This window comes from Microbacterium sp. ARD31, from assembly GCF_031844425.1.
In genome coordinates, this window is record NZ_JAUZVE010000030.1 from 39840 (window position 1) to 60084 (window position 20245).

At 70.9% G+C, this 20245-nt stretch carries 22 protein-coding genes; 18 read left to right on the forward strand and 4 right to left on the reverse strand.

The window, feature by feature from the left end; genetic code table 11:
• Nucleotides 1–38 precede the first annotated feature (38 nt).
• Nucleotides 39–905: a diaminopimelate epimerase gene (gene dapF / locus Q9S36_RS37105; RefSeq protein WP_311289782.1), complete on the forward strand. Its 867-nt coding sequence runs from the start codon at nt 39–41 to the stop codon at nt 903–905.
• Between the two features lie 14 nt (nt 906–919).
• Here the strand turns inward: dapF and Q9S36_RS37110 are convergent, their stop codons facing one another.
• Entirely contained in the window at nt 920–1561 is a 642-nt protein-coding gene (locus Q9S36_RS37110; protein WP_311289783.1) for a methyltransferase, read from the reverse strand.
• Nucleotides 1562–1639: 78 nt separating this feature from the next.
• Here Q9S36_RS37110 and hflX point away from each other — a divergent pair, with 78 nt between their 5' ends.
• Nucleotides 1640–3154 carry a GTPase HflX gene (hflX, locus tag Q9S36_RS37115; protein WP_311289784.1) on the forward strand — a complete coding sequence of 505 codons (1515 nt, stop codon included), beginning with the start codon at nt 1640–1642 and terminating at the stop codon, nt 3152–3154.
• Between the two features lie 12 nt (nt 3155–3166).
• On the opposite strand, the gene Q9S36_RS37120 is transcribed toward hflX, so the two are convergent.
• The gene (locus tag Q9S36_RS37120; protein ID WP_311289785.1) at nt 3167–5065 is read right to left on the reverse strand and encodes a prolyl oligopeptidase family serine peptidase; all 1899 of its coding nucleotides are present in this window, start codon (nt 5063–5065) and stop codon (nt 3167–3169) included.
• Between the two features lie 210 nt (nt 5066–5275).
• Here Q9S36_RS37120 and Q9S36_RS37125 point away from each other — a divergent pair, with 210 nt between their 5' ends.
• Together Q9S36_RS37125 and metE are read left to right on the forward strand one after the other, a co-directional pair.
• On the forward strand, nt 5276–6232 hold the full coding sequence (locus Q9S36_RS37125) for a methylenetetrahydrofolate reductase (protein ID WP_311289786.1): 957 nt from the start codon (nt 5276–5278) through the stop codon (nt 6230–6232).
• Nucleotides 6229–8553, forward strand: a complete 2325-nt coding sequence (metE, locus tag Q9S36_RS37130) for a 5-methyltetrahydropteroyltriglutamate--homocysteine S-methyltransferase (RefSeq protein ID WP_311289787.1) — start codon at nt 6229–6231, stop codon at nt 8551–8553. Before Q9S36_RS37125 ends, metE begins: the two co-directional genes overlap by 4 nt.
• Before the next feature lie 57 nt (nt 8554–8610).
• Here metE and lexA read toward each other — a convergent pair whose 3' ends face one another.
• The gene (gene lexA, locus Q9S36_RS37135; RefSeq protein WP_064003202.1) at nt 8611–9276 is read right to left on the reverse strand and encodes a transcriptional repressor LexA; all 666 of its coding nucleotides are present in this window, start codon (nt 9274–9276) and stop codon (nt 8611–8613) included.
• 277 nt (nt 9277–9553) lie between these two features.
• Here lexA and Q9S36_RS37140 point away from each other — a divergent pair, with 277 nt between their 5' ends.
• The 6 genes from Q9S36_RS37140 to Q9S36_RS37165 are packed head-to-tail and all read left to right on the forward strand — an operon-like array spanning nt 9554 to nt 13929.
• Nucleotides 9554–9961: a LysM peptidoglycan-binding domain-containing protein gene (locus Q9S36_RS37140; protein ID WP_396653916.1), complete on the forward strand. Its 408-nt coding sequence runs from the start codon at nt 9554–9556 to the stop codon at nt 9959–9961.
• Between the two features lie 27 nt (nt 9962–9988).
• Nucleotides 9989–11062: a histidinol-phosphate transaminase gene (locus Q9S36_RS37145; protein ID WP_311289788.1), complete on the forward strand. Its 1074-nt coding sequence runs from the start codon at nt 9989–9991 to the stop codon at nt 11060–11062.
• Between the two features lie 54 nt (nt 11063–11116).
• The gene (hisB, locus tag Q9S36_RS37150) at nt 11117–11728 is read left to right on the forward strand and encodes an imidazoleglycerol-phosphate dehydratase HisB (RefSeq protein WP_064003205.1); all 612 of its coding nucleotides are present in this window, start codon (nt 11117–11119) and stop codon (nt 11726–11728) included.
• Entirely contained in the window at nt 11725–12369 is a 645-nt protein-coding gene (gene hisH / locus Q9S36_RS37155) for an imidazole glycerol phosphate synthase subunit HisH (protein WP_311289789.1), read from the forward strand. Before hisB ends, hisH begins: the two co-directional genes overlap by 4 nt.
• Nucleotides 12370–12422: 53 nt before the next feature.
• Nucleotides 12423–13169, forward strand: a complete 747-nt coding sequence (priA, locus tag Q9S36_RS37160; RefSeq protein ID WP_311289790.1) for a bifunctional 1-(5-phosphoribosyl)-5-((5-phosphoribosylamino)methylideneamino)imidazole-4-carboxamide isomerase/phosphoribosylanthranilate isomerase PriA — start codon at nt 12423–12425, stop codon at nt 13167–13169.
• Entirely contained in the window at nt 13153–13929 is a 777-nt protein-coding gene (locus Q9S36_RS37165) for an SseB family protein (protein ID WP_311289791.1), read from the forward strand. Before priA ends, Q9S36_RS37165 begins: the two co-directional genes overlap by 17 nt.
• A 3-nt stretch (nt 13930–13932) precedes the next feature.
• On the opposite strand, the gene Q9S36_RS37170 is transcribed toward Q9S36_RS37165, so the two are convergent.
• Nucleotides 13933–14331 (reverse strand): DUF1844 domain-containing protein, encoded by a 399-nt coding sequence (locus Q9S36_RS37170; protein ID WP_064003209.1) that lies wholly within the window; start codon nt 14329–14331, stop codon nt 13933–13935.
• 210 nt (nt 14332–14541) lie between these two features.
• Between Q9S36_RS37170 and infC the strand changes: the two genes are divergently transcribed.
• From infC to Q9S36_RS37210, 8 genes are all read left to right on the forward strand, one after another.
• Entirely contained in the window at nt 14542–15204 is a 663-nt protein-coding gene (infC, locus tag Q9S36_RS37175) for a translation initiation factor IF-3 (RefSeq protein ID WP_082886179.1), read from the forward strand.
• A 47-nt stretch (nt 15205–15251) separates the two neighbouring features.
• Complete coding sequence (rpmI, locus tag Q9S36_RS37180) at nt 15252–15446, forward strand: 50S ribosomal protein L35 (RefSeq protein ID WP_064003210.1); 195 nt, start codon at nt 15252–15254, stop codon at nt 15444–15446.
• Between the two features lie 32 nt (nt 15447–15478).
• Nucleotides 15479–15859 carry a 50S ribosomal protein L20 gene (rplT, locus tag Q9S36_RS37185; RefSeq protein WP_064003211.1) on the forward strand — a complete coding sequence of 127 codons (381 nt, stop codon included), beginning with the start codon at nt 15479–15481 and terminating at the stop codon, nt 15857–15859.
• 96 nt (nt 15860–15955) lie between these two features.
• The gene (locus Q9S36_RS37190) at nt 15956–16753 is read left to right on the forward strand and encodes an RNA methyltransferase (RefSeq protein ID WP_311289792.1); all 798 of its coding nucleotides are present in this window, start codon (nt 15956–15958) and stop codon (nt 16751–16753) included.
• 164 nt (nt 16754–16917) lie between these two features.
• Nucleotides 16918–17637, forward strand: coding sequence for an amino acid ABC transporter ATP-binding protein (locus Q9S36_RS37195; RefSeq protein WP_311289817.1), 720 nt, complete (start codon nt 16918–16920; stop codon nt 17635–17637).
• Between the two features lie 60 nt (nt 17638–17697).
• Complete coding sequence (locus Q9S36_RS37200) at nt 17698–18615, forward strand: glutamate ABC transporter substrate-binding protein (RefSeq protein WP_311289793.1); 918 nt, start codon at nt 17698–17700, stop codon at nt 18613–18615.
• Nucleotides 18616–18682: 67 nt separating this feature from the next.
• Nucleotides 18683–19330, forward strand: coding sequence for an amino acid ABC transporter permease (locus Q9S36_RS37205; protein ID WP_311289794.1), 648 nt, complete (start codon nt 18683–18685; stop codon nt 19328–19330).
• Nucleotides 19327–20244 carry an amino acid ABC transporter permease gene (locus Q9S36_RS37210; protein WP_311289795.1) on the forward strand — a complete coding sequence of 306 codons (918 nt, stop codon included), beginning with the start codon at nt 19327–19329 and terminating at the stop codon, nt 20242–20244. The genes Q9S36_RS37205 and Q9S36_RS37210 overlap by 4 nt, the downstream gene beginning before the upstream one ends.
• The last annotated feature ends 1 nt before the right edge of the window (nt 20245 follow it).

The following is a 20245-nucleotide window of genomic DNA, read 5'->3' on the forward strand; positions in this document are numbered from 1 at the left end:
CCGGCGTCCGCGCCGCGGCCCGCGCCTAGACTGGTCGGGTGTCGACGATCGCATTCACGAAGGGCCACGGGACGGGCAACGACTTCGTCGTGGTCGCCGACCCCGACGGCGACCTGCACCTGACCGGCGAGCAGATCGCCGCCCTCACCGATCGTCGCTTCGGCATCGGCGGTGACGGGCTGTTGCGGGTCGTGCGCTCCTCGGCCATCGACGCCGGCGCGCAGACGCCCGACGCCGAATGGTTCATGGACTACCGCAACGCCGACGGATCCGTCGCCGAGATGTGCGGCAACGGGGTCCGCGTCTTCGTGAAGTACCTGCTCAGCGCCGGGCTCGCGACGCTCGCGCCGGGCGAGACCCTCCGCATCGGCACCCGCGCCGGCACCAAGACCGTCACCCTCGCCGACAACGGCTTCGAGGTCGACCTGGGCCTGTGGCGACCGACGGCGAACGAGGTCCTCGTCCGCGCCCGCGGGCTCAAGGTCGCCCGACCCGGTCTCGGCATCGACGTCGGCAACCCGCACGTCGTCGTCGCGCTCTCCAGCGAGGACGAGCTCGCCGGGCTGGACCTCTCCGTGCAGCCGCTCCTCGACCCGGAGCCCGCCGCCGGCGCGAACGTCGAGTTCGTCGTCCCCGAGGAGCCCCTCGTCACCGACGGCGTCGGCGCCATCCGCATGCGCGTGTTCGAGCGCGGCGTGGGCGAGACCCTTTCGTGCGGGACGGGGGTCGCGGCATCCGCGCTCGCCGTCCGTCACTGGGCCGGCACCGGTGCGCCGGACCGTTGGACCGTCGACGTGCCGGGCGGTCGCCTGGGCGTCCGGGTGGTCCGGACGGATGCGGGGGAGCGGGTGCTCCTCTCGGGACCGGCATCCCTCGTCTTCTCCGGCGAGATCACCCTCGCCTGAGCCGGACGGCGACGTCAGGGGAGCGGGATCGTGCCCGTCGCGGGTGTGCCGTGGCGGCGCACCTTCAACACGCGAAAGCCGCGTCCAGTCGCCGCGCGGCTGACCGAGTAGCCGCGGTCCAGCGAGGCGGCGAGCCAGCGCTGCAGCGAATCGGAGCCGAGGTTGCGCTGGACGACGAGCCACGCGTCGCTGCGTTCGGCGAGCCGGGGGATCCAGGTCTCGAGCATCCCGTGCAGGACGTCCTTGCCCACCCGGATCGGAGGGTTCGAACGGATCGTGCGGAAGGCGACGCCCTCCGGAACATCTTCGGGCTGCACGGCGTTGATGTTGTCGAGGCCGAGTTCCTCCGCGTTGCGGCGGACGAGGTCCAGAGCCCGCTCGTTGACGTCCACGGCCCAGACCGTGGCGCGCGGGGCGTCGAGGGCGAGGGACAGCGCGATCGGACCCCAGCCGCATCCGAGGTCGAGCAGATGACCGCCGGCCGGTGGCGGGGGAGTGTTCGCCAGGAGCACCGCCGTCCCGCCGTCGATGTGGTCGGGACTGAACACCCCGCCCGCCGTCGTCACCTCGACATCGCGACCGGCGAGGGACACACGGATGCGGCGGAGGTTCTCAGAGCTGGACGGGGACGCGCTGAAGTAATGGTCGCTCCCCATGCGACGAGCGTAGCGGAGGCGGTCCCGGGCGCGGGAAGCTAGAGTTCACGGATGGCCGCGAGGCCGCGAAAGGATCACATGACAGACACCACCACCCCTGCCGCGACGGACGAACCGGTGGACCGGGTCGACCGCGTGCTCGCGCGCGCCGAAGCGCGTTCGGGGGTGCGCGTGTTCGGTGCCGCACAGGCGTTGCAGGACGAGAGCACCGTCGCTTACGGCGACACCGACGGCGAGCAATGGGACCGCGAGGAGCGCGCTGCGCTGCGCCGCGTCCCCGGCCTGTCGACCGAACTCGAGGACGTCACCGAGGTCGAGTACCGGCAGCTGCGCCTCGAGAACGTCGTCCTCGTGGGCGTCTACCCGCAGGGATCGACGCAGGATGCTGAGAACTCGCTGCGCGAGCTCGCGGCGCTCGCCGAGACCGCCGGTGCCGTCGTCCTCGACGGCGTGCTGCAGCGGCGTCCGCACCCCGACCCGGCGACCTACATCGGCCGCGGGAAGGCCGCGGAGCTGCGCGACCTCGTCGTCGCCGTCGGCGCCGACACCGTCATCGCCGACACCGAGCTCGCCCCCAGCCAGCGGCGTGCGCTCGAGGACGTCGTCAAGGTCAAGGTCATCGACCGCACGACCGTCATCCTCGACATCTTCAGCCAGCACGCCAAGAGCCGCGAGGGCAAGGCGCAGGTCGAGCTCGCCCAACTCGAGTACCTCCTCCCGCGCCTGCGCGGGTGGGGTGACTCGATGAGCCGTCAGGCGGGTGGTCAGGTCGGTGCCGGGGGTGCCGGTATGGGCTCGCGTGGTCCCGGTGAGACGAAGATCGAGCTCGACCGTCGCCGCATCCGCACCCGCATGGCGATGCTGCGCCGGCAGATCCGCGACTTCGCGCCCGCCCGCGACGCCAAGCGCGCCGAGCGCAAGCGCAACACGATCCCCTCGGTCGCGATCGCGGGGTACACGAACGCCGGCAAGTCGAGCCTGCTGAACAAGCTCACGAGCGCGGGTGTCCTCGTCGAGAACGCCCTGTTCGCGACCCTGGATGCCACGGTGCGCCGGGCCCAGGCCGCCGACGGACGCGTCTACACGCTCACCGACACCGTCGGGTTCGTCCGCAACCTGCCGCACCAGCTGGTCGAGGCGTTCCGCTCGACGCTCGAGGAGGTCGGCGATGCCGACGTCATCGTGCACGTCGTCGACGGGTCGCACCCCGATCCGGCGGCGCAGCTGGCGACCGTGCGCGACGTGATGGGCGACGTGGGCGCTCGCTCGACGAACGAGATCGTCGTCTTCAACAAAGCCGACCTCATCGACCCCGACACGCGGCTCGTGCTGCGCGGGCTCGAGCCGAAGGCCCACTTCGTCTCGTCCCGGACGGGCGAAGGCGTCGCCGAGCTGCGCGCGACGATCGAGGACGCCCTGCCGTTGCCGGCCGTCGAGGTCCGGGCGCTCGTGCCGTACGACCGCGGCGACCTCGTCAACGCGGTCCACGAGTCCGGTCACATCCTGTCGACGCGCCACGAGGAGGGCGGCACCGCCGTCCACGCGCACGTGTCGGAGCGACTCGCCGCGGAGCTCGCGCCCTTCACCCGCTGAGCGCGCCCGCGGTCAGCTGAGCGTGATCGCGGGGACGCCGGGCGTCTCGAAACCGAACACCTCGCCCAGGAAGGCGAGTTCGGACTCGAGCGCGTGGATGACGTTCTCCGCCCGTCGGAAGCCGTGCCCCTCGCCGTCGTACAGGACGTAGGCGTGGGGCACGCCCTTCGCCGCCAGCGCGTCCCGGATCGCTTCGGCCTGCGACGGCGGCACCACCGCGTCGTCGGCGCCCTGCAGCAGGAGCACCGGCACGCGGAAGCCCTCCGTGTGGCCGAGGGGTGAGCGTTCGAGGTAGAGCGCCTCGGCCTCGGGCAGGGGCCCGATGAGCCCGTCGAGGTAGCGCGCCTCGAAGTCGTGGGTGTCGGTCGCCAGCAGCCGCGCATCCCCCACCCCGTAGCGGGAGATGCCCGCGCTGAACACGTCCGTCCCGACGAGGGCGGCGAGGACGGTCCACCCGCCGGCAGAACCACCGGCGATCGCGATGCGGGCGGCATCCGCTCGTCCCTCCGCCGCGAGACCGGATGCCGCGGCTGCCACGTCGTCGCGGTCGACGACGCCCCACTGCCCCCGCAGTCGTTCGCGGTAGGCGCGTCCGTACCCCGTCGAGCCGCCGTAGTTGACCTCGAGGACGCCGATGCCGCGGCTCGTGAAGAAGGTGATTCGGCTGTCGGCGACGCCGCCGACGTGCGCCGTCGGGCCGCCGTGCACGAGGACGAGGTACGGCGGCAGTTCGCCCTCGGGGGCGGCGAAGTCCGGGCTCGTCGGCGGGTGGTCGTAGGCGTGGACGCCGCCGTGCGGTCCGGGGACGGTCAGCGGGCGCACCGGCGGGATCCACTCCGCGCCCAGACCCGAGGGTGTGCCGCGGACGAGGCGCGCGCGTCCGTCCGGGGCGATCTCCCAGATGCCGGTGATCCCAGGGCCCGCCCCCGAGACGAGCGCGCGCGAGCCCGCCACGTCCTCGACGACGACGCGGGATCGTGCCGGAACGTCCGTCGCGGCGACGACGCCGTCCGCCCCGATCCGCACGACCTCGTCGGCACCGTTCGTGCGGACGGCGACGAATCCCCCGTCGGCGAGCGGGGCGTACCACCGCACGCCGAGCACCCACAGGCCGCCGCCGGTGTCCGCGTCCGCGGGTGCGACCGGCACGGATCCCTCGGGCGATGCCGCGTCCTCGCGGCGGAGGTTCCACCGCCCCGTCGGGTCGTCGACGAAGACGAGGCGGCACGCGGCATCCCACTCCGGCTGCAGCGCGGCGGTCGCGCCCGACGTCACCGTCCGCCAGGTCGACACGAGGCCGTCGTCGAGCTCCGCGACGCGGACCTGCGTGCGGTCCCACGGCATGTCCGGGTGGTCCCACGCGACCCAGGCGAGCCGCCGGCCGTCGGGCGACAGGGCGGGCTGAGCGAGGAAGTCGCTCCCGGTGACGAGCTCACGCACCTCGCCGCCCGCGAGCGGGATCGCAACGATCGACCGGCGGGGGACGGGGGAGTCGTCGTGGACCTCGCGGACGGCCAGCAGGGTGCCCGCCTGCCAGCGCAGGCCGCCGTGGCGGGCGCGGTCGTCGACCGGGGTGAGGGCCACAGGCTCGCCGCCGGGGCGCAGCATCCAGACGCGCTGGTCTGTCTTCTCGACGAAGAACAGACGGCCGTCGTCGGAGGTCGTCCACGACCCACCGCCGTACTCGTGCACGCGGGACCGGGCGCTCCAGGGCGCGGGCAGCACGTCGATCGCGGTGCCGTCGTCGGCCGCGCGGCGCACCGTCGTCCGGCCGCCCTCGTCGGGCAGGGACTCGCCCCACCAGATCTCGTCGCCGACGTACCGTGCGCCGTCGAACCGCGCGGCCGCGGCGGAGGCCTCGGCGGCGGACAGCGGCGAGATCCAGGAACCGTAGGGGGAGATCGTCGTCATGGCTCCACGGTACGCGGCGGCCGGCTCGAAACCGGGCGTCACATGCCCGTCACGGCGCCGACCCGCGTGGCAGCATGAGGGCATCAACAGTGGCCCGGAACCCCGGGCCCGGAGCGACAGCCGAGCCCGGCACCCGCCCGCGATGTCCCCGCACCCGTGTGTGCGGTCCGCGGCCGCCAGGCCTTTCCGTCCCGTCTCCGGAGCACCGCCATGTCGATCATCCAGCCCCCGTCGGTCACGACGGTGCCGGTCTCGTTCGAGGTCTACCCGCCGCGCAGCGACGCGTCCTACGCCGCCCTCTACGAGACGATCGACCGGCTCGCCGCCGTCGACCCCGCCTTCATCTCCGTCACCTACGGCGCCGGCGGCTCCGGCGGCGGTCGCTCCCTCGAGGTGCTCACGCACATCCTGCGCGAGACGCGCGTCGAGCCGTTGGCGCACCTGACCTGCATCGGAAGCTCGTACGCCGAGGCGACGGCCCTCATCCGCGAGTTCCTCGACGCCGGCATCCGCTCCTTCCTGGCGCTGCGGGGGGATCCGCCGGCGGGAGCCGGAGAGGATGCGGCGGCGCTCGGCGACCTCGAGAGCGCGGCCCAGCTGGTGCAGCTCATCGACCGCGTGCAGGCCGAGACGTCCCCGTACACCGAGGAGCCCATCCCCGGCGTCCCCGGTGCCGCCCGCGTCGAGCGGCGGCCGAGCGTCGACATCGCCGTCGCCGCCTTCCCCAACGGCCACCCGCGCTCGCGGTACCCCGCCGAGCACATCGACGCCCTCCTCGCGAAGCAGGCCGCGGGGGCGACCCTCGCGATCACCCAGTTGTTCTTCCACGCCGACGACTACCTTGCCTTCGTCGCCCGCGCCCGCAGTGCCGGGGTCGAGATCCCGATCCTGCCGGGCATCATGCCGATCACCTCGCCCTCCCGGCTGCGCCGCGTCATCGAGCTGACGGGCGAGCAGGTCCCCGGCACCCTCGCCGTCGACCTCGACGTCGAGCCCACCGCCGACGGTCGCCGCGAGATCGGCGTCCGATACGCCGCCGATCTCTGCCGGGCCGTCCTCGCGGGCGGTGCCCCCGGCATCCATCTCTACGCCTTCAACAATCACGACACCGTCCTCGCCACCCTGCGCGAGGCGGGCATCATCCCCGCGACAGAGGAGACCTCATGACCGCCTTCCCCGCCGGAACGATCCTCGGCTACCCCCGCATCGGCCGTCGCCGCGAACTCAAGCGCGCCGTCGAGGCCCACTGGAGCGGCGCGCTCGACGAGGCGGGACTCGAGTCCGTCGCCGCCGACCTGCGCCGGACCACCCGCGCCCGCCTCGCCGAGCTCGGGCTGGGTCGCGGTGACTCGTCGATCCCCGAGACGTTCTCCTTCTACGACCAGGTCCTCGACGTCGCCGCGGCCGTCGGCGCCCTTCCCGAGCGGTTCGCGCACCTGCGTGCGGAGGACGGGTCGGTGCCGCTGTCGGCCCTGTTCGCCGCCGCCCGCGGCGTGGGCGAGGCCGCGCCGCTGGAGATGACGAAGTGGTTCGACACGAACTACCACTACCTCGTGCCCGAGATCGGCCCCGAGACGCGGTTCGCCCTCTCGAGCGATCGGTTCGCGCGGCAGGTGGCGGAGGCCGTCGCGGACGGATACGTCACCCGTCCGGTGCTCGTCGGCCCGGTCACCTTCCTCGCCCTCGCGAAAGGGACGGATGCCGCGGCCCCCGGCACGCGCCCGCTGGACCGGCTCGACGACCTGCTACCCGTGTACGTCGAGCTGCTCGCCGCTCTCCGCGACGCAGGGGCGCAATGGGTGCAGATCGACGAGCCGGCCCTCGTGAGCCAGTCGCTCGGGTACTCGGACGACGAGCTCGCGACCGCCGCCGCCCGCTCACTCGACGTCCTCACCGCCTCCGGCGACCGTCCCGAGATCCTGGTCGCCGCCGGATACGGCGCGCTCTCCGAGCCCGCCTGGCGCGCGATCGCCGCCTCCGCCGCCGAGGGCCTCGCGATCGACCTCACCCGCGGCGGCGTGCCGTCGCCCGTCGCGGGACTCGACGACAAGGTGATCGTCGCGGGCGTCGTCGACGGCCGGAACGTCTGGCGGGGCGACCTCGCCGGCGCGGCGGACGTGCTCGACGCGGTCGGCGGCCTCGGCGCCGCGGCCGTCGCGGTCGGCACCTCGACGTCGCTGCAGCACGTGCCGCACGACCTCGCCGACGAGCCCGACCTCGATCCCCGCCTCGTGTCCTGGCTCGCCTTCGCCGATCAGAAGGTCTCCCAGGTGACGACCCTGGCACGCGGGCTCGCCGATGGTCGCGACGCGATCGCCGGGGAGTTGGATGCCGCGACGGCCGCCCTCGCCGACCGCCGCTCGGCGCCCGGGGTCCGCGACGGCGCCGTCCGCGCCCGTGCCGGCGGGCTCACCCCGGCAGACCGATCCCGCACCCCGTTCGAGGTGCGTGCCGCCGCACAGGACGCGGTGCTGGGTCTGCCGGCGCTCCCGACGACCACGATCGGATCCTTCCCGCAGACCGCCGAGATCCGCCGGGCGCGCGCCCGCGCGACGCGCGGCGAGATCGACGAGGCGACCTACGAAGGGTTCCTCCGCGACGAGATCGCGCGCGTCATCGCTCTGCAGGAGGACATCGGGCTCGACGTCCTCGTGCACGGCGAGCCCGAGCGCAACGACATGGTGCAGTACTTCGCCGAGAACCTCGACGGGTTCGCCGTCACCCGCAACGGGTGGGTGCAGTCCTACGGCTCCCGCGCGACGCGCCCGTCGATCCTGTGGGGGGACGTCTCGCGCCCCGCACCCATCACGGTGCCGTGGGCGGCCTACGCGCAGTCGCTGTCCGCCGCGCCCGTCAAGGGCATGCTGACCGGACCCGTCACGATCCTCGCCTGGTCCTTCGTCCGCGACGACCAGCCGCTCGGCGAGACGGCCGACCAGGTCGCCCTCGCGCTCCGCGACGAGATCGCCGACCTCGAGCGGGCGGGCATCGCGATCGTGCAGGTCGACGAGCCGGCGCTCCGGGAGCTCCTGCCGCTGCGGACCGCCGATCAGCCGGCGTACCTCGACTGGTCGGTCGGGTCCTTCCGGCTCGCCACCGCGGGCGCCGCCGACGAGACCCAGATCCACACGCACCTCTGCTACTCCGAGTTCGGGGTCGTGATCGACGCGATCGCGGCGCTCGATGCCGACGTCACGTCGATCGAGGCCGCTCGCAGTCGGGGTGAGGTCATCTCGGAGGTGGCGGCATCCGGATTCGCCCACGGCATCGGACCGGGCGTCTACGACATCCACTCTCCGCGCGTGCCGTCCGTCGACGAGGTGTCGTCGCTGCTCGAGCGCGCCGTCGCGGAGCTCGACGTCCGTCGCCTGTGGGTGAACCCGGACTGCGGTCTGAAGACGCGCGGGTACGACGAGACGGTCGCCTCCCTCCGCCACATCGTCGCGGCGGCTCGCGCGGTCCGCGCCGAGGTGGGCGCCGGGGTCTGACGCCGCAACGAAGAGAGGGGATGCCGCCCGGCATCCCCTCTCTTCGCGTGCGCGCCGTCACACGGCGCGCAAGACCGCGACGACCTTGCCCAGGACGACCGCGTCGTCGCCGAGGATCGGCTCGAAGGCCGAGTTGCGGGGGAGCAGCCACGTGTGACCGTCGCGCTGGCGGAAGGTCTTCACCGTCGCCTCGCCGTCGAGCATGGCGGCGACGATCTCGCCGTTGTCGGCGGTGGCCTGCGAGCGGACGACGACCCAGTCGCCGTCGCAGATCGCGGCGTCGATCATCGAGTCGCCCGAGACCTTCAGCATGAACAGTTCGCCCTTGCCGACGAGCTGACGGGGGAGGGGGAAGATCTCCTCGACCTGCTGGTCGGCGGTGATGGGGACGCCGGCGGCGATCCGGCCGACCAGCGGCACCATCGCCGCGTCGCCGACGCTCGGGGCGACGTCCGCAGGGTTCTCGCCCGCCGAGCCCGGCAGATCGATGAGGACCTCCATGGCGCGCGTCTTGCCGGGGTCGCGACGGAGGTAGCCGCTCAGCTCGAGCTGGTTGAGCTGATGGGTGACGCTCGAGAGCGACTTGAGGCCGACGGCGTCGCCGATCTCGCGCATGCTCGGCGGGTATCCGTGACGGGCGATGGAGCGCTGGATCACCTCGAGGATGGCGAGCTGCTTGTCGCTCAGGCTCTTGCGCCGACGCGTCTGCGGCTTGTCGCTCATGTCGTTCCTTTCGTCACCCCGGGGTCCCTCCGGGAGCACTCGCCTTCGAATGTCGGAGGTTGGTGATGGGCTCTGGTCATCGAAACCGTATCCGGTGTCGATCGGATCGTCCCGTAGCCGACCGCGTGTCGTCTTCGATCGATCTGCGGACAACCGCACCCTTGACAGTCGACGAACTTCGAAGATAGATTCGGAAGAGAACTTCGCACCCGTCCGTCCCGGCCGACGGGCGGGGGCGAAGATCTCATCTGACCGGGGTCACCCCGAGGAGGACACCATGAACTCGATCACCGCGACAACCAGCACCGCGACAACCAGCACCGCGACCACCAGCACCGCGACTGCGCCTGTCGTGCGCACGCGCCTCCGGATGACCACGCGGGGCCGCCGTGTCCTCGCCACGCTCGCCGCACTGCCCGTGGTCGTCGCTCTGGGCGTCGGCATCCTCTCCAGCGGGGGTGCTCTCGCGAGCGGCGACGCGGGGGCGTCCGCGGGGTCTTTCGACACCGTGACCGTGATGCCCGGTGAATCGCTGTGGAGCATCGCGCAGGACATCGCGCCCGACAGCGACCCGCGCGACGTCATCGACGAGATCGTCCGCCTCAACGCGCTGTCGTCCTCGGCGGTGGACCCCGGGCAGTCGATCGCGATCCCGGCCACCTACTCGGCGCAGGCGGGCGAGTAAGGCCGCGGCACGTCCTACGATGGCGGGGTGAGTGCCAGTCTCGACGACCTCCCCCTCCGCGACGACCTGCGCGGCAAGATCCCCTACGGCGCCCCGCAGGCGTCGCTGCCCGTGACGCTCAACGTCAACGAGAACACCCACCCGGTTCCCGAAGAGGTCGCGGACGACATCCTCGACGGCATCGCGCAGGCGCTGCGGGACATCAACCGCTACCCCGACCGTGAGTTCACGGCTCTGCGCGAGGGGTTCGCGGATTACCTGGGCCACGGTCTCGAACCGGATCAGATCTGGGCGGCCAACGGGTCGAACGAGGTCCTCCAGCACATCCTGCAGGCCTTCGGTGGGCCGGGGCGCACGGCCTTCGGGTTCGCGCCGACGTACTCCATGTACCCGCTGCTCACGGGCGCCACGGGCGCCACCTACGTGAGCGGTACGCGCGGCGACGACTTCACCCTGTCCGCAGCGGATGCCGCCGAGCAGATCGAACGCGCTCAGCCGGACGTGGTCTTTCTCTGCACACCGAACAACCCCACCGGCACGCCGCTGTCGCTCGAGGTCATCGAGGCCGTCTACGAGGCCTCCCGGGGCATCGTGATCGTCGACGAGGCGTACCAGGAGTTCGCCGCGCGCGACGAGCCGTCCGCGCTCACGCTGCTTCACGACCGCGAGCGTCTCGTCGTGTCGCGCACGATGAGCAAGGCCTTCGCGTTCGCCGGGGCGCGCGTGGGCTACCTCGCCGCCGATCCCGCGCTCATCGACGCGCTCCGCCTGGTGCGCCTGCCGTATCACCTCAGCGCACTCACCCAGGCCGCGGCCACGGCCGCCCTCCGCCACGCCCCGACGATGCTCCGCATGGTCGACGACATCGTCGCGCAGCGCGACCGCATCTCGGCGACCCTGTCGGCGCTCGGGTACTCGCCGTACGAGAGCTGGTCCAATTTCGTCCTCTTCGGGGGCGTGGACGACCCGGCGGCGACCTGGCAGGGTCTCTACGACCGCGGCGTCCTCATCCGCGACGTCGGCCTGCCGCACACCCTCCGCGTCACGGCGGGCAGCGAAGAGGAGTCGACGGCGTTCCTCGAGGCGCTCGCCTCCCTCTGAGCCGACGTCCGTCACGGGCGCGGTCGGCTCATCATGCCTCGGTAGACTCGGGGCATGAGCACCCCTGCGCCCCGCACCGCCTCCGTCCGGCGGGCGACCAGCGAGTCGACCATCGAGCTCGAGCTCGACCTCGACGGCACCGGTCGAAGCACGATCGACACCACCGTGCCGTTCTTCGACCACCTGCTCACGGCGTTCGCGAAGCACTCGCTCACAGACTTGACGGTCCGTGCGACGGGCGACACCCACATCGACGCGCACCACACCGTCGAGGACACGGCCATCGTGCTCGGCCAGGCGATCCGCCAGGCACTCGGCGACAAGTCCGGCATCTCGCGGTACGGCGATGCGCTCGTCCCGCTCGACGAGGCGCTGGCGCAGGCGGTCGTCGACATCAGCGGCCGCCCCTACCTCGTCCACTCGGGTGAGCCGGCGGGTTACGAGTTCCACCTCATCGGCGGCCACTTCACCGGCTCGCTCGTGCGCCACACCTTCGAGGCGATCGCCTTCCACGCCGGCCTGACCATGCACGTGACCCTCGTCGCCGGCCGCGACCCGCACCACATCGCCGAGGCGGAGTACAAGGCCTTCGCCCGCGCGTTCCGGCAGGCGAAGGCGCTCGATCCCCTCGTCGCCGGCATCCCGAGCACCAAGGGCGCCCTGTGACGGGTTCACCGCTCGTCGCGGTCCTCGACTACGGCTCCGGCAACGTCCACTCGGCGGTCAAGGCGCTCAGCGAAGCGGGCGCCGATGCGCGGCTGACGAAGGATCGCGGCCTGATCGCCGACGCCGCCGGACTCCTCGTCCCGGGCGTCGGGGCCTTCTCCGCCGTCATGTCGGCCCTGCGCGCGAGTCGCGGAGACGAGCTCATCGGTCGCCGTCTCGCCGGGGGGACGCCGGTCCTCGGCATCTGCGTCGGGATGCAGGTGATGTTCGAGCTGGGCGTCGAACGCGGTGTCGACACCGAGGGGCTCGGGGAGTGGCCGGGCGCGGTCACCGAGCTGCAGGCACCGGTGCTGCCCCACATGGGCTGGAACACCGTCCGCGCCGGCGAGGGGTCGACCCTCTTCGCCGGACTCGAGGACGAACGCTTCTACTTCGTGCACTCCTACGGCGCGCAGGACTGGACCCTCGACGTCATCAAGCCGTTCCGCGAGCCGGTGCTCACCTGGTGCGATTACGGGGCGCCGTTCCTCGCCGCCGTCGAGAACGGCCCGCTGTCGGCGACGCAGTTCCACCCCGAGAAGTCGGGCGCTGCCGGCATCCGTCTGCTGTCGAACTGGATCGGGTCGCTTCCCGCGTCCTAGTAACGTGTCCCTCTGTGCGCGCGCCCGGTGCGCACATCGTCCCACCCGGAGCCATGAACGAATTCGCATCCACGCCCGAACTGATCCTGCTGCCCGCTGTGGACGTCGCCCACGGCAAGGCCGTCCGACTGACGCAGGGTGAGGCCGGCACCGAGACGAGCTATGGCGACCCCGTCGACGCAGCCCAGGAGTGGGCGCGCCAGGGGGCCGAGTGGATCCACCTCGTCGACCTCGACGCCGCGTTCGGTCGCGGGTCGAACGCGGCCCTGCTGCGCAAGGTCATCAAGTCGCTCCGCGGGGTGAAGGTCGAGCTCTCGGGCGGCATCCGCGACGACGAATCGCTCGACGCGGCGCTCGACTCCGGCGCCACGCGCATCAATCTCGGCACCGCCGCGCTCGAGAACCCGGAGTGGGCCGCCGACGTCATCCGCCGCTATGGCGAGGCGATCGCCGTCGGTCTCGACGTCCGGGGCACCACGCTCGCGGCGCGCGGATGGACCCGCGACGGCGGCGACCTGTGGCAGGTGCTGGACCGCCTCGAGGATGCCGGGTGCAGCCGCTACGTCCTCACCGACGTGACGAAGGACGGCACGCTGCAGGGCCCGAACATCGAGCTGCTGCGCGAGGTCGCCGTCCGCACCGACAAGCCCGTCGTCGCCTCCGGTGGCATCTCGAGCCTCGACGACATCGCGGCGCTGCGCGAACTCGTCCCCCTCGGCGTCGAGGGCGCCATCGTCGGCAAGGCCCTGTACGCCGGCGCGTTCACGCTGGCCGAGGCGCTGGATGTCGCCGGACACTGACCCGCACGCGCACTCGGCGGATTCCGCCGGCGTGCCCTGGGAGGGGCGGAGCTTTCAGCCCAACCCCCACAGCGGCGACGACGGCAGCGCCGACCCCGCGCTGCTGGCCGCGCTCACCGCGTTCCACGCGGGGGAGGGGGATGCCGCGGCGGTCGTCGACGCGTATCGCACGGCACGCCTGCTGATCCCCCTCGTCGCCGAGAAGGGCGAGGAGGGTGTCGGCCCGACGGGCCTCACCGTCGACAAGACGCAGGAGCTCTCGATCGTCACCGTCGCCGCGCCCGACGGGCGCCGCGTCCTGCCGGTGTTCTCCTCCGTGCAGGCGATGTCGCGGTGGGATGCCGCGGCCCGTCCGGTCCCCGCCGACGGCGTCCGCACGGCGCTGTCGGCCGCCGCGGACGACACCGACCTCATCGTGATCGACCCCGGCAGTGAGACCGAGTTCGTCCTGCGTCGTCCGGCGGTCTGGGCGATCGGTCAGGGGCAGGGCTGGGAGCCGCCGCACACCTCGCCCGAGGTGTTCGCCGGCCTGCAGGAGTCGATCGGCACCGAGCTCGGTGTGCTCGACCTGTCCGTCGCGACGGGCGACCCGCACTCGCGGCTGCGCGGGCCGGAACTGATCGTCAGTCTCCACCTCGTGGAAGGCCTGGATCAGGCGGCGCTCGACGCGATCCTGCAGCGTCTGGCTTCGCGATGGGCCGCGGATGACCGCGTCGCGGTCCTGGTGGACTCGCTGACGGTCAAACTCGTGCGCGCCTGATCGTCAGGTGACGGGGCCGGTCCACTTCTCGCCGGGCCCCTTGCCGATCGGGTCGGGGATGCTGGATGCCTCGCGGAAGGCGAGCTGCAGTGTGCGCAGCCCGTCGCGGAGGGATCGGGCGTGCATGTCGCTCACCTCGGGGGCGGCGGCGGTGATGAGGCCGGCGAGGGCGTTGATGAGCTTGCGCGCCTCGTCGAGGTCCTTCTGGGTGTCGGGGTCGTCGGCGAGGCCGAGCTTCACGGCCGCGGCGCTCATGAGGTGCACCGAGGTGGTCGTGATCACCTCGACGGCGGGGACGTCCGCGATGTCCCGCGTGGCGGACTGTGCGACCCGCTCCTGCTCGTCCCAGCGCGAGAGGCGCTCGGGGTCGTGGTCGCTGTGGTCGGCCGGAATAGTGCTCACGTGCTGCTCTCTGCTAGACTTCTGCGGGCACCGGAGTGTTCTGCTCCGTGTCGAAAGAGGATCACATCCCACCCGCGCTTGCCGCTCCAGGCTACCGGGTCCCGCACTCCGCCTCGTTCCGCGAGGTTGTCCAGGGTGCAGAACACAGAACGCCGATGCGTGCATCGTGCGGGGTGGACGTGACGATCTTCCGCCCGGCGACACATTTCCGTGTCACCGGAGGCCGTCCACCGCACGAAAGAGGAGTTCCGCATCAGCGATCCCCGCACCAATGACCGCATCCGCGTCCCCGAGGTCCGCCTCGTCGGACCCGCGGGTGAGCAGGTCGGCGTCGTCCGCATCGAGGTGGCCATGCGCCTGGCCCAGGAGGCCGACCTCGATCTCGTCGAGGTAGCCCCGAACTCGAAGCCCCCCGTGGTCAAGATCATGGATTACGGCAAGTTCAAGTACGAGGCTGCGCAGAAGGCCAAGGAAGCGCGGCGCAATCAGGCGAACACCGTCCTCAAGGAGGTCCGGTTCCGTCTGAAGATCGAGGCGCACGACTACATCACCAAGCTCAAGCGCGCGGAGGGCTTCCTCCAGGCCGGTGACAAGGTGAAGGCGATGATCCTGTTCCGCGGTCGCGAGCAGTCGCGTCCCGAGCAGGGTGTGCGTCTGCTCCGCAAGTTCGCGGAGGACGTCGCCGAGTTCGGCACCGTGGAGTCCAACCCCACGATCGACGGCCGCAACATGGTGATGGTGGTGGCTCCCCACAAGAACAAGTCCGAGGTCAAGACCGAGCAGAACGCGGCCCGCGCCGCGACGAAGCAGGCCGCCCGCGAGGCGCGCACCGGTCAGGCCGACGAGACCCCCGCCTCCGCTCCGGCGGAGTAAGCGGCCCCAGACCCCCGCCCGGCGGGAACCACAACGAAGGAAGAGATATGCCCAAGCAGAAGACCCACTCGGGCGCCAAGAAGCGCTTCAAGGTCACCGGCAGCGGAAAGATCAAGAAGCAGCAGGCGAACCTCCGTCACAACTTCGAGGGCAAGCCCACGAAGCGCACCCGCCGCCTGTCCGCCGACAAGATCCTGGCTCCCGGCGACGCCAAGGTCGCCAAGAAGCTCCTCGGCCTCTGAGCGCCGACGCAACACCCTAGGAAGTAGAAGAAATGGCTAGAGTCAAGCGGGCTGTCAACGCCCACAAGAAGCGTCGCGTCATCCTCGAGCGCGCCTCCGGTTACCGCGGACAGCGTTCGCGTCTGTACCGCAAGGCGAAGGAGCAGGTCACCCACTCGCTCGTCTACGCGTACCGCGACCGTCGCAAGCGCAAGGGCGACTTCCGTCGCCTCTGGATCCAGCGCATCAACGCCGCTGCCCGCCAGAACGGCATCACGTACAACCGCTTCATCCAGGGCCTCGGCCTCGCGGGCGTCCAGGTCGACCGCCGCATGCTCGCCGAGCTCGCGGTCAACGAGCCGGCCGTCTTCGCGTCGCTCGTCGCCACGGCGAAGGCTGCGCTGCCGGCCGACGTCAACGCCCCCAAGGCCTGATCGCCTCAGCATCCGTGAGAAGGCGTCCTCTTCGGAGGGCGCCTTTTCGCGTTCCCGGATGCCGGTGCTCGCCGCGCGCCGCCCTACACTGAGAGCGTGCTCGAGAACCCACGTTCACCGCGCGTCCGCGCGGTCGCGAAGCTGACGAAGCGCACGGCGCGGCAGGAGACCGGCCTCTACCTCCTCGAGGGCCCGCAGGCCGCCCGGGAGGCTCTGCTCTGGCGGCCGGACACCCTGCTCGAGCTGTATGCGACCCCGACGGCATGGGACAAGCATCAGGACATCCGCGATGCGGCATCCGATGCCGGTGTCGAGGTGGCCTTCGCGAGCGAGCAGGTCATCGACGCCATGGCCGACACGGTGACGCCCCAGGGCATCGTGGCCGTCGCCCGCCAGGTCCCGACCTCGGTGCGCGACGTCTTCGGCGGCGAGCCCCGCCTCATCGTGATCTGCGAGGAGGTGCGCGACCCGGGCAACCTCGGGACGATCATCCGAGCAGCGGATGCCGTCGGTGCCGACGCGGTCATCCTCACCGGTCGCACGGTGGACCCCTTCAACCCCAAGGTCGTCCGCGCGACGACCGGTTCGCTCTTCCACCTGCCGGTCGCGGTGGGGGTGGACCTCGCGGATGCGACGGGGCGGGCGCGCTCCGCGGGTCTGCGCATCGTCGCGGCCGACGTCGGGGGAGAGGACTTCGTCGATCACCGGGCGACCCTGGCGGAGCCGACCGCGTGGGTCTTCGGGAACGAGGCGCGCGGACTCGATGAGGAGGCCCTCCAGCTCGTGGACCTGTCGCTCCGGCTGCCCATCTACGGCCGCGCCGAGTCGCTGAATCTCGCGACGGCGGCGAGCGTCTGCCTCTACGAATCGGCTTTCGCGCAGCGCGCGACCTGAAGCGACCATTCTCGAGGGTTGATTACGGAACTGTAAACCCCGCGGCATCCGCTCGTTCACCGGGGCGGGCGTTGCCTAGGGTGAGTTCCATGACCACTCCTGCTGCCGATCCTGCGCCGCGCACGTCGAACATCGACGTTCGTCGAGGCGAGCCGCTCGTCGTCATGTCCGACGTGCAGAAGCACTACGGCGACTTCCAGGCGCTCACCGACATCAACCTGTCGGTGAACCGCGGCGAGGTCGTCGTCGTGGTCGGCCCGTCGGGGTCCGGTAAGTCGACCCTCTGCCGCACGATCAACCGTCTCGAGACGATCACCAGCGGCCGCATCACGATCGACGGCGCCAATCTCCCCGCGGAGGGCAAGGCGCTCGCCGCGCTCCGTGCCGACGTCGGCATGGTCTTCCAGTCGTTCAACCTGTTCTCGCACCTGACGATCCTCGACAACGTGACGCTCGGGCCGATCAAGGTGAAGGGCATGAAAAAGGCGGATGCCGAGAAGCTCGCCCGTGAGCTGCTCGACCGCGTGGGCGTCGGCCACCAGGCCGACAAACTGCCCGCGCAGCTCTCCGGCGGCCAGCAGCAGCGCGTGGCGATCGCCCGTGCGCTCGCGATGAAGCCGAAGGTGATGCTCTTCGACGAGCCGACGTCCGCGCTCGACCCCGAGATGATCAACGAGGTCCTCGACGTCATGGTCGGCCTCGCGCAGGACGGGATGACGATGATCGTCGTCACCCACGAGATGGGCTTCGCCCGCAAGGCGGCGGACCGCGTGGTCTTCATGGCGGACGGCCAGATCGTCGAGGAGGCCGCGCCGCAGGAGTTCTTCACGAACCCGAAGAGCGACCGCGCGAAGGACTTCCTCTCGAAGCTCATCACCCACTGAGACGTCCGCGCCCTGCACCGGCGCGACGAACGAAGCACGACACGAAACCAGGAGGATCACATGCGTAAGACTCGACTCGCCGGCACGTTCGCCGGCATCGCGATCGCGGCACTCGCGCTCGCCGGCTGCAACAGCGGCAGCCCCACCGCTCCCGGCGCCGAGGGCGGCACCGGCGGCGAAGGCACCGAGGGCAGCGAGGCCCTCTGGGAGGTCGCCAGCGACGTGTCGCTCGACGGCAGCCCCACCTTCGACGCCATGACGGCACGGGACGGCGTGATCGTCGGCGTCAAGGAGGACCAGCCTGGTCTCGGATTCCTCGACGCCACGACGAATGAGCGCTCGGGCTTCGACGTCGACATCGCGCGTTGGATCGCGGCATCCCTCGGGTACGACGAGGACCAGATCGAGTACAAGGCGATCGCGTCCGCGAACCGCGAGCAGTCGATCGTGAACGGCGATGTCGACTACTACGTCGGTACCTACTCGATCACCGACTCCCGCAAGGAGCAGATCGATTTCGCCGGCCCGTACTTCACCACGGGTCAGGGTCTCCTGGTCGCCGCGGACAGCGACATCGCGAGCGAGGACGACCTCAGCGCCGACACGACGGTGTGCTCCGCGACCGGTTCGACGCCGATCCAGAACATCAAGGACAACTACCCCGACGTGCCGACCGAGGAGTTCGACCTCTACTCGGCATGTGTCGATGCGCTGATCAACGGCACCGTCGACGCCGTCACGACCGACCAGGCGATCCTCATCGGCTACGCGGCGCTGTACCCGAACGACGTCAAGGTCGTGGGGGAGCCCTTCAGCGAGGAGAACTACGGCGTGGGTCTGCGCAAGGGTGACGACGCCCTTCGTGCGCACATCAACGACCTCTTCACCGAGGGCGGCGACACCTGGCAGGCGATCTTCGACAAGAACCTCGGCGAGTCCGGGATCACCGTCGAGCAGCCCGCTGTCGACGCGTACTGAATCACGCTGACACCATGATCCGGGGCGGGGGCGCGAGCCCCCGCCCCGCACCAGCCAAGGAGACGAAGTGGGCGTCATCACCGACAACCTCGATCTGTGGAGCGAGGCGCTGCGCAACACGCTGCTGCTCTTCCTCGCGGGCGGCGCGATCGCGCTCGTCCTCGGGACGCTCGTCGGGGCGATGCGTGTCTCGCCGATCCCCGTCGCGCGGGCGTTCGGAACGTTGTACGTCAACATCGTCCGCAACACCCCCCTGACGCTCGTCTTCTTCTTCTTCGCTTTCGGTTATCCCGCTCTGCGCCTGCCGAATCCGGGGTTCACGGTGCTGGCCATCTGGGCACTCGGCGTCTACACCGCGACCTATGTGGCCGAGGTGATCCGGGCAGGCATCAACACCGTTCCGGTCGGCCAAGCCGAGGCTGCTCGCGCCATCGGGCTCACCTTCACGCAGGTGATGACTCTCGTCGTCATGCCGCAGGCTTTCCGATCGGTCGTGCCGCCGATGATGAGCGTCTTCATCGCGCTGCTCAAGAACACCACGGTCGCCGCAGGCTTCAGCGTCGCTGAACTGGGCGTCATCCGTGCGAACCTCAGCGAACGGGGCGAGAACGCCCTCACCGTCCTCCTCTGGGTCGCCGTCGTTTTCGTGGTCCTCGTCCTGCTGCTCAGCTGGCTCCAGCGTTATCTCGAGAACAAGTGGAGGATCGCGCGATGACTTCCGTCCTGTACGACGTCCCGGGCCCCCGGGCAATTCTCCGCAACCGCATCCTCGGCGTCGTCACCGTGGTCGCCGTGTTCGGCGTACTCGGCTTCATCGGCTACCGCTTCGCGGTGACCGGTCAGTTCGCGCCGGACCGCTGGTACGTCTTCTCGTTCGGTGCCGTCTGGATGAACATTCTGCGCGCGCTGGGCAACACGCTCGCGGCGTTCGGTCTCGCCGCCGTCGGCGCCATCATCCTAGGCCTCGTCCTGGCGGTGGGGCGACTGTCCGACCACGCCGTCATCCGAGTACCCGTCGCCGCGATCACCGAGCTGTTCCGCGCGATCCCCGTCCTGATCTTCATGTCGCTGATGTACTACGGTCTGCCGACCGTCGGCATCCGCATGGAGCCGTATTGGGCGGTGGTCATCGCCCTCGTCATGTACAACGGCTCCGTGCTCGCCGAGGTGATCCGCGCCGGCGTCGAATCGTTGCCCCGCGGCCAGAAGGAAGCCGGGTACGCGATCGGCCTCCGCAAGAGCGGCGTCATGCGCCTGATCCTCATGCCGCAGGCGATCCGTGCGATGCTGCCCGTCATCATCGCGCAGCTGGTCGTCACGCTGAAGGACACGGCGCTCGGCTTCATCATCACTTACCCGGAGCTGCTCTACTTCGCCAAGCAGCTGACGTCCCAGCCGGGTCGACCGATCCTGCAGGCCGGCATCGTCATCGGGGCGATCTACATCGCGATGTGTCTCCTGCTCTCGTGGGTCGCCACCCTCGTCGAGAAGCGTCTGCGTCGTTCGCCCGGCACGCGCGGAGGTGCCGGCGGAGTTCATCACCCCGTGGCGCCCACGACCGACACCGAATTGATCGCGGCCCAGAAGGGCGCCGGCAAGTTCGATCCCGGCAACGCACCGACACTCTGAC

Excerpts from the sequence above, each read along its gene's own strand:
- rplT (WP_064003211.1), top strand. The coding sequence starts at position 15,479 with ATGGCTAGAGTCAAGCGGGCTGTCAACGCCCACAAGAAGCGTCGCGTC.
- hflX (WP_311289784.1), top strand. The coding sequence starts at position 1,640 with ATGACAGACACCACCACCCCTGCCGCGACGGACGAACCGGTGGACCGG.
- Q9S36_RS37120 (WP_311289785.1), bottom strand. The coding sequence starts at position 5,065 with ATGACGACGATCTCCCCCTACGGTTCCTGGATCTCGCCGCTGTCCGCC.
- Q9S36_RS37210 (WP_311289795.1), top strand. The coding sequence starts at position 19,327 with ATGACTTCCGTCCTGTACGACGTCCCGGGCCCCCGGGCAATTCTCCGC.
- lexA (WP_064003202.1), bottom strand. The coding sequence starts at position 9,276 with ATGAGCGACAAGCCGCAGACGCGTCGGCGCAAGAGCCTGAGCGACAAG.
- Q9S36_RS37140 (WP_396653916.1), top strand. The coding sequence starts at position 9,554 with ATGAACTCGATCACCGCGACAACCAGCACCGCGACAACCAGCACCGCG.
- Q9S36_RS37165 (WP_311289791.1), top strand. The coding sequence starts at position 13,153 with ATGTCGCCGGACACTGACCCGCACGCGCACTCGGCGGATTCCGCCGGC.
- Q9S36_RS37195 (WP_311289817.1), top strand. The coding sequence starts at position 16,918 with ATGTCCGACGTGCAGAAGCACTACGGCGACTTCCAGGCGCTCACCGAC.
- Q9S36_RS37110 (WP_311289783.1), bottom strand. The coding sequence starts at position 1,561 with ATGGGGAGCGACCATTACTTCAGCGCGTCCCCGTCCAGCTCTGAGAAC.
- hisB (WP_064003205.1), top strand. The coding sequence starts at position 11,117 with ATGAGCACCCCTGCGCCCCGCACCGCCTCCGTCCGGCGGGCGACCAGC.
- Q9S36_RS37125 (WP_311289786.1), top strand. The coding sequence starts at position 5,276 with ATGTCGATCATCCAGCCCCCGTCGGTCACGACGGTGCCGGTCTCGTTC.
- metE (WP_311289787.1), top strand. The coding sequence starts at position 6,229 with ATGACCGCCTTCCCCGCCGGAACGATCCTCGGCTACCCCCGCATCGGC.
- rpmI (WP_064003210.1), top strand. The coding sequence starts at position 15,252 with ATGCCCAAGCAGAAGACCCACTCGGGCGCCAAGAAGCGCTTCAAGGTC.
- priA (WP_311289790.1), top strand. The coding sequence starts at position 12,423 with ATGAACGAATTCGCATCCACGCCCGAACTGATCCTGCTGCCCGCTGTG.
- Q9S36_RS37200 (WP_311289793.1), top strand. The coding sequence starts at position 17,698 with ATGCGTAAGACTCGACTCGCCGGCACGTTCGCCGGCATCGCGATCGCG.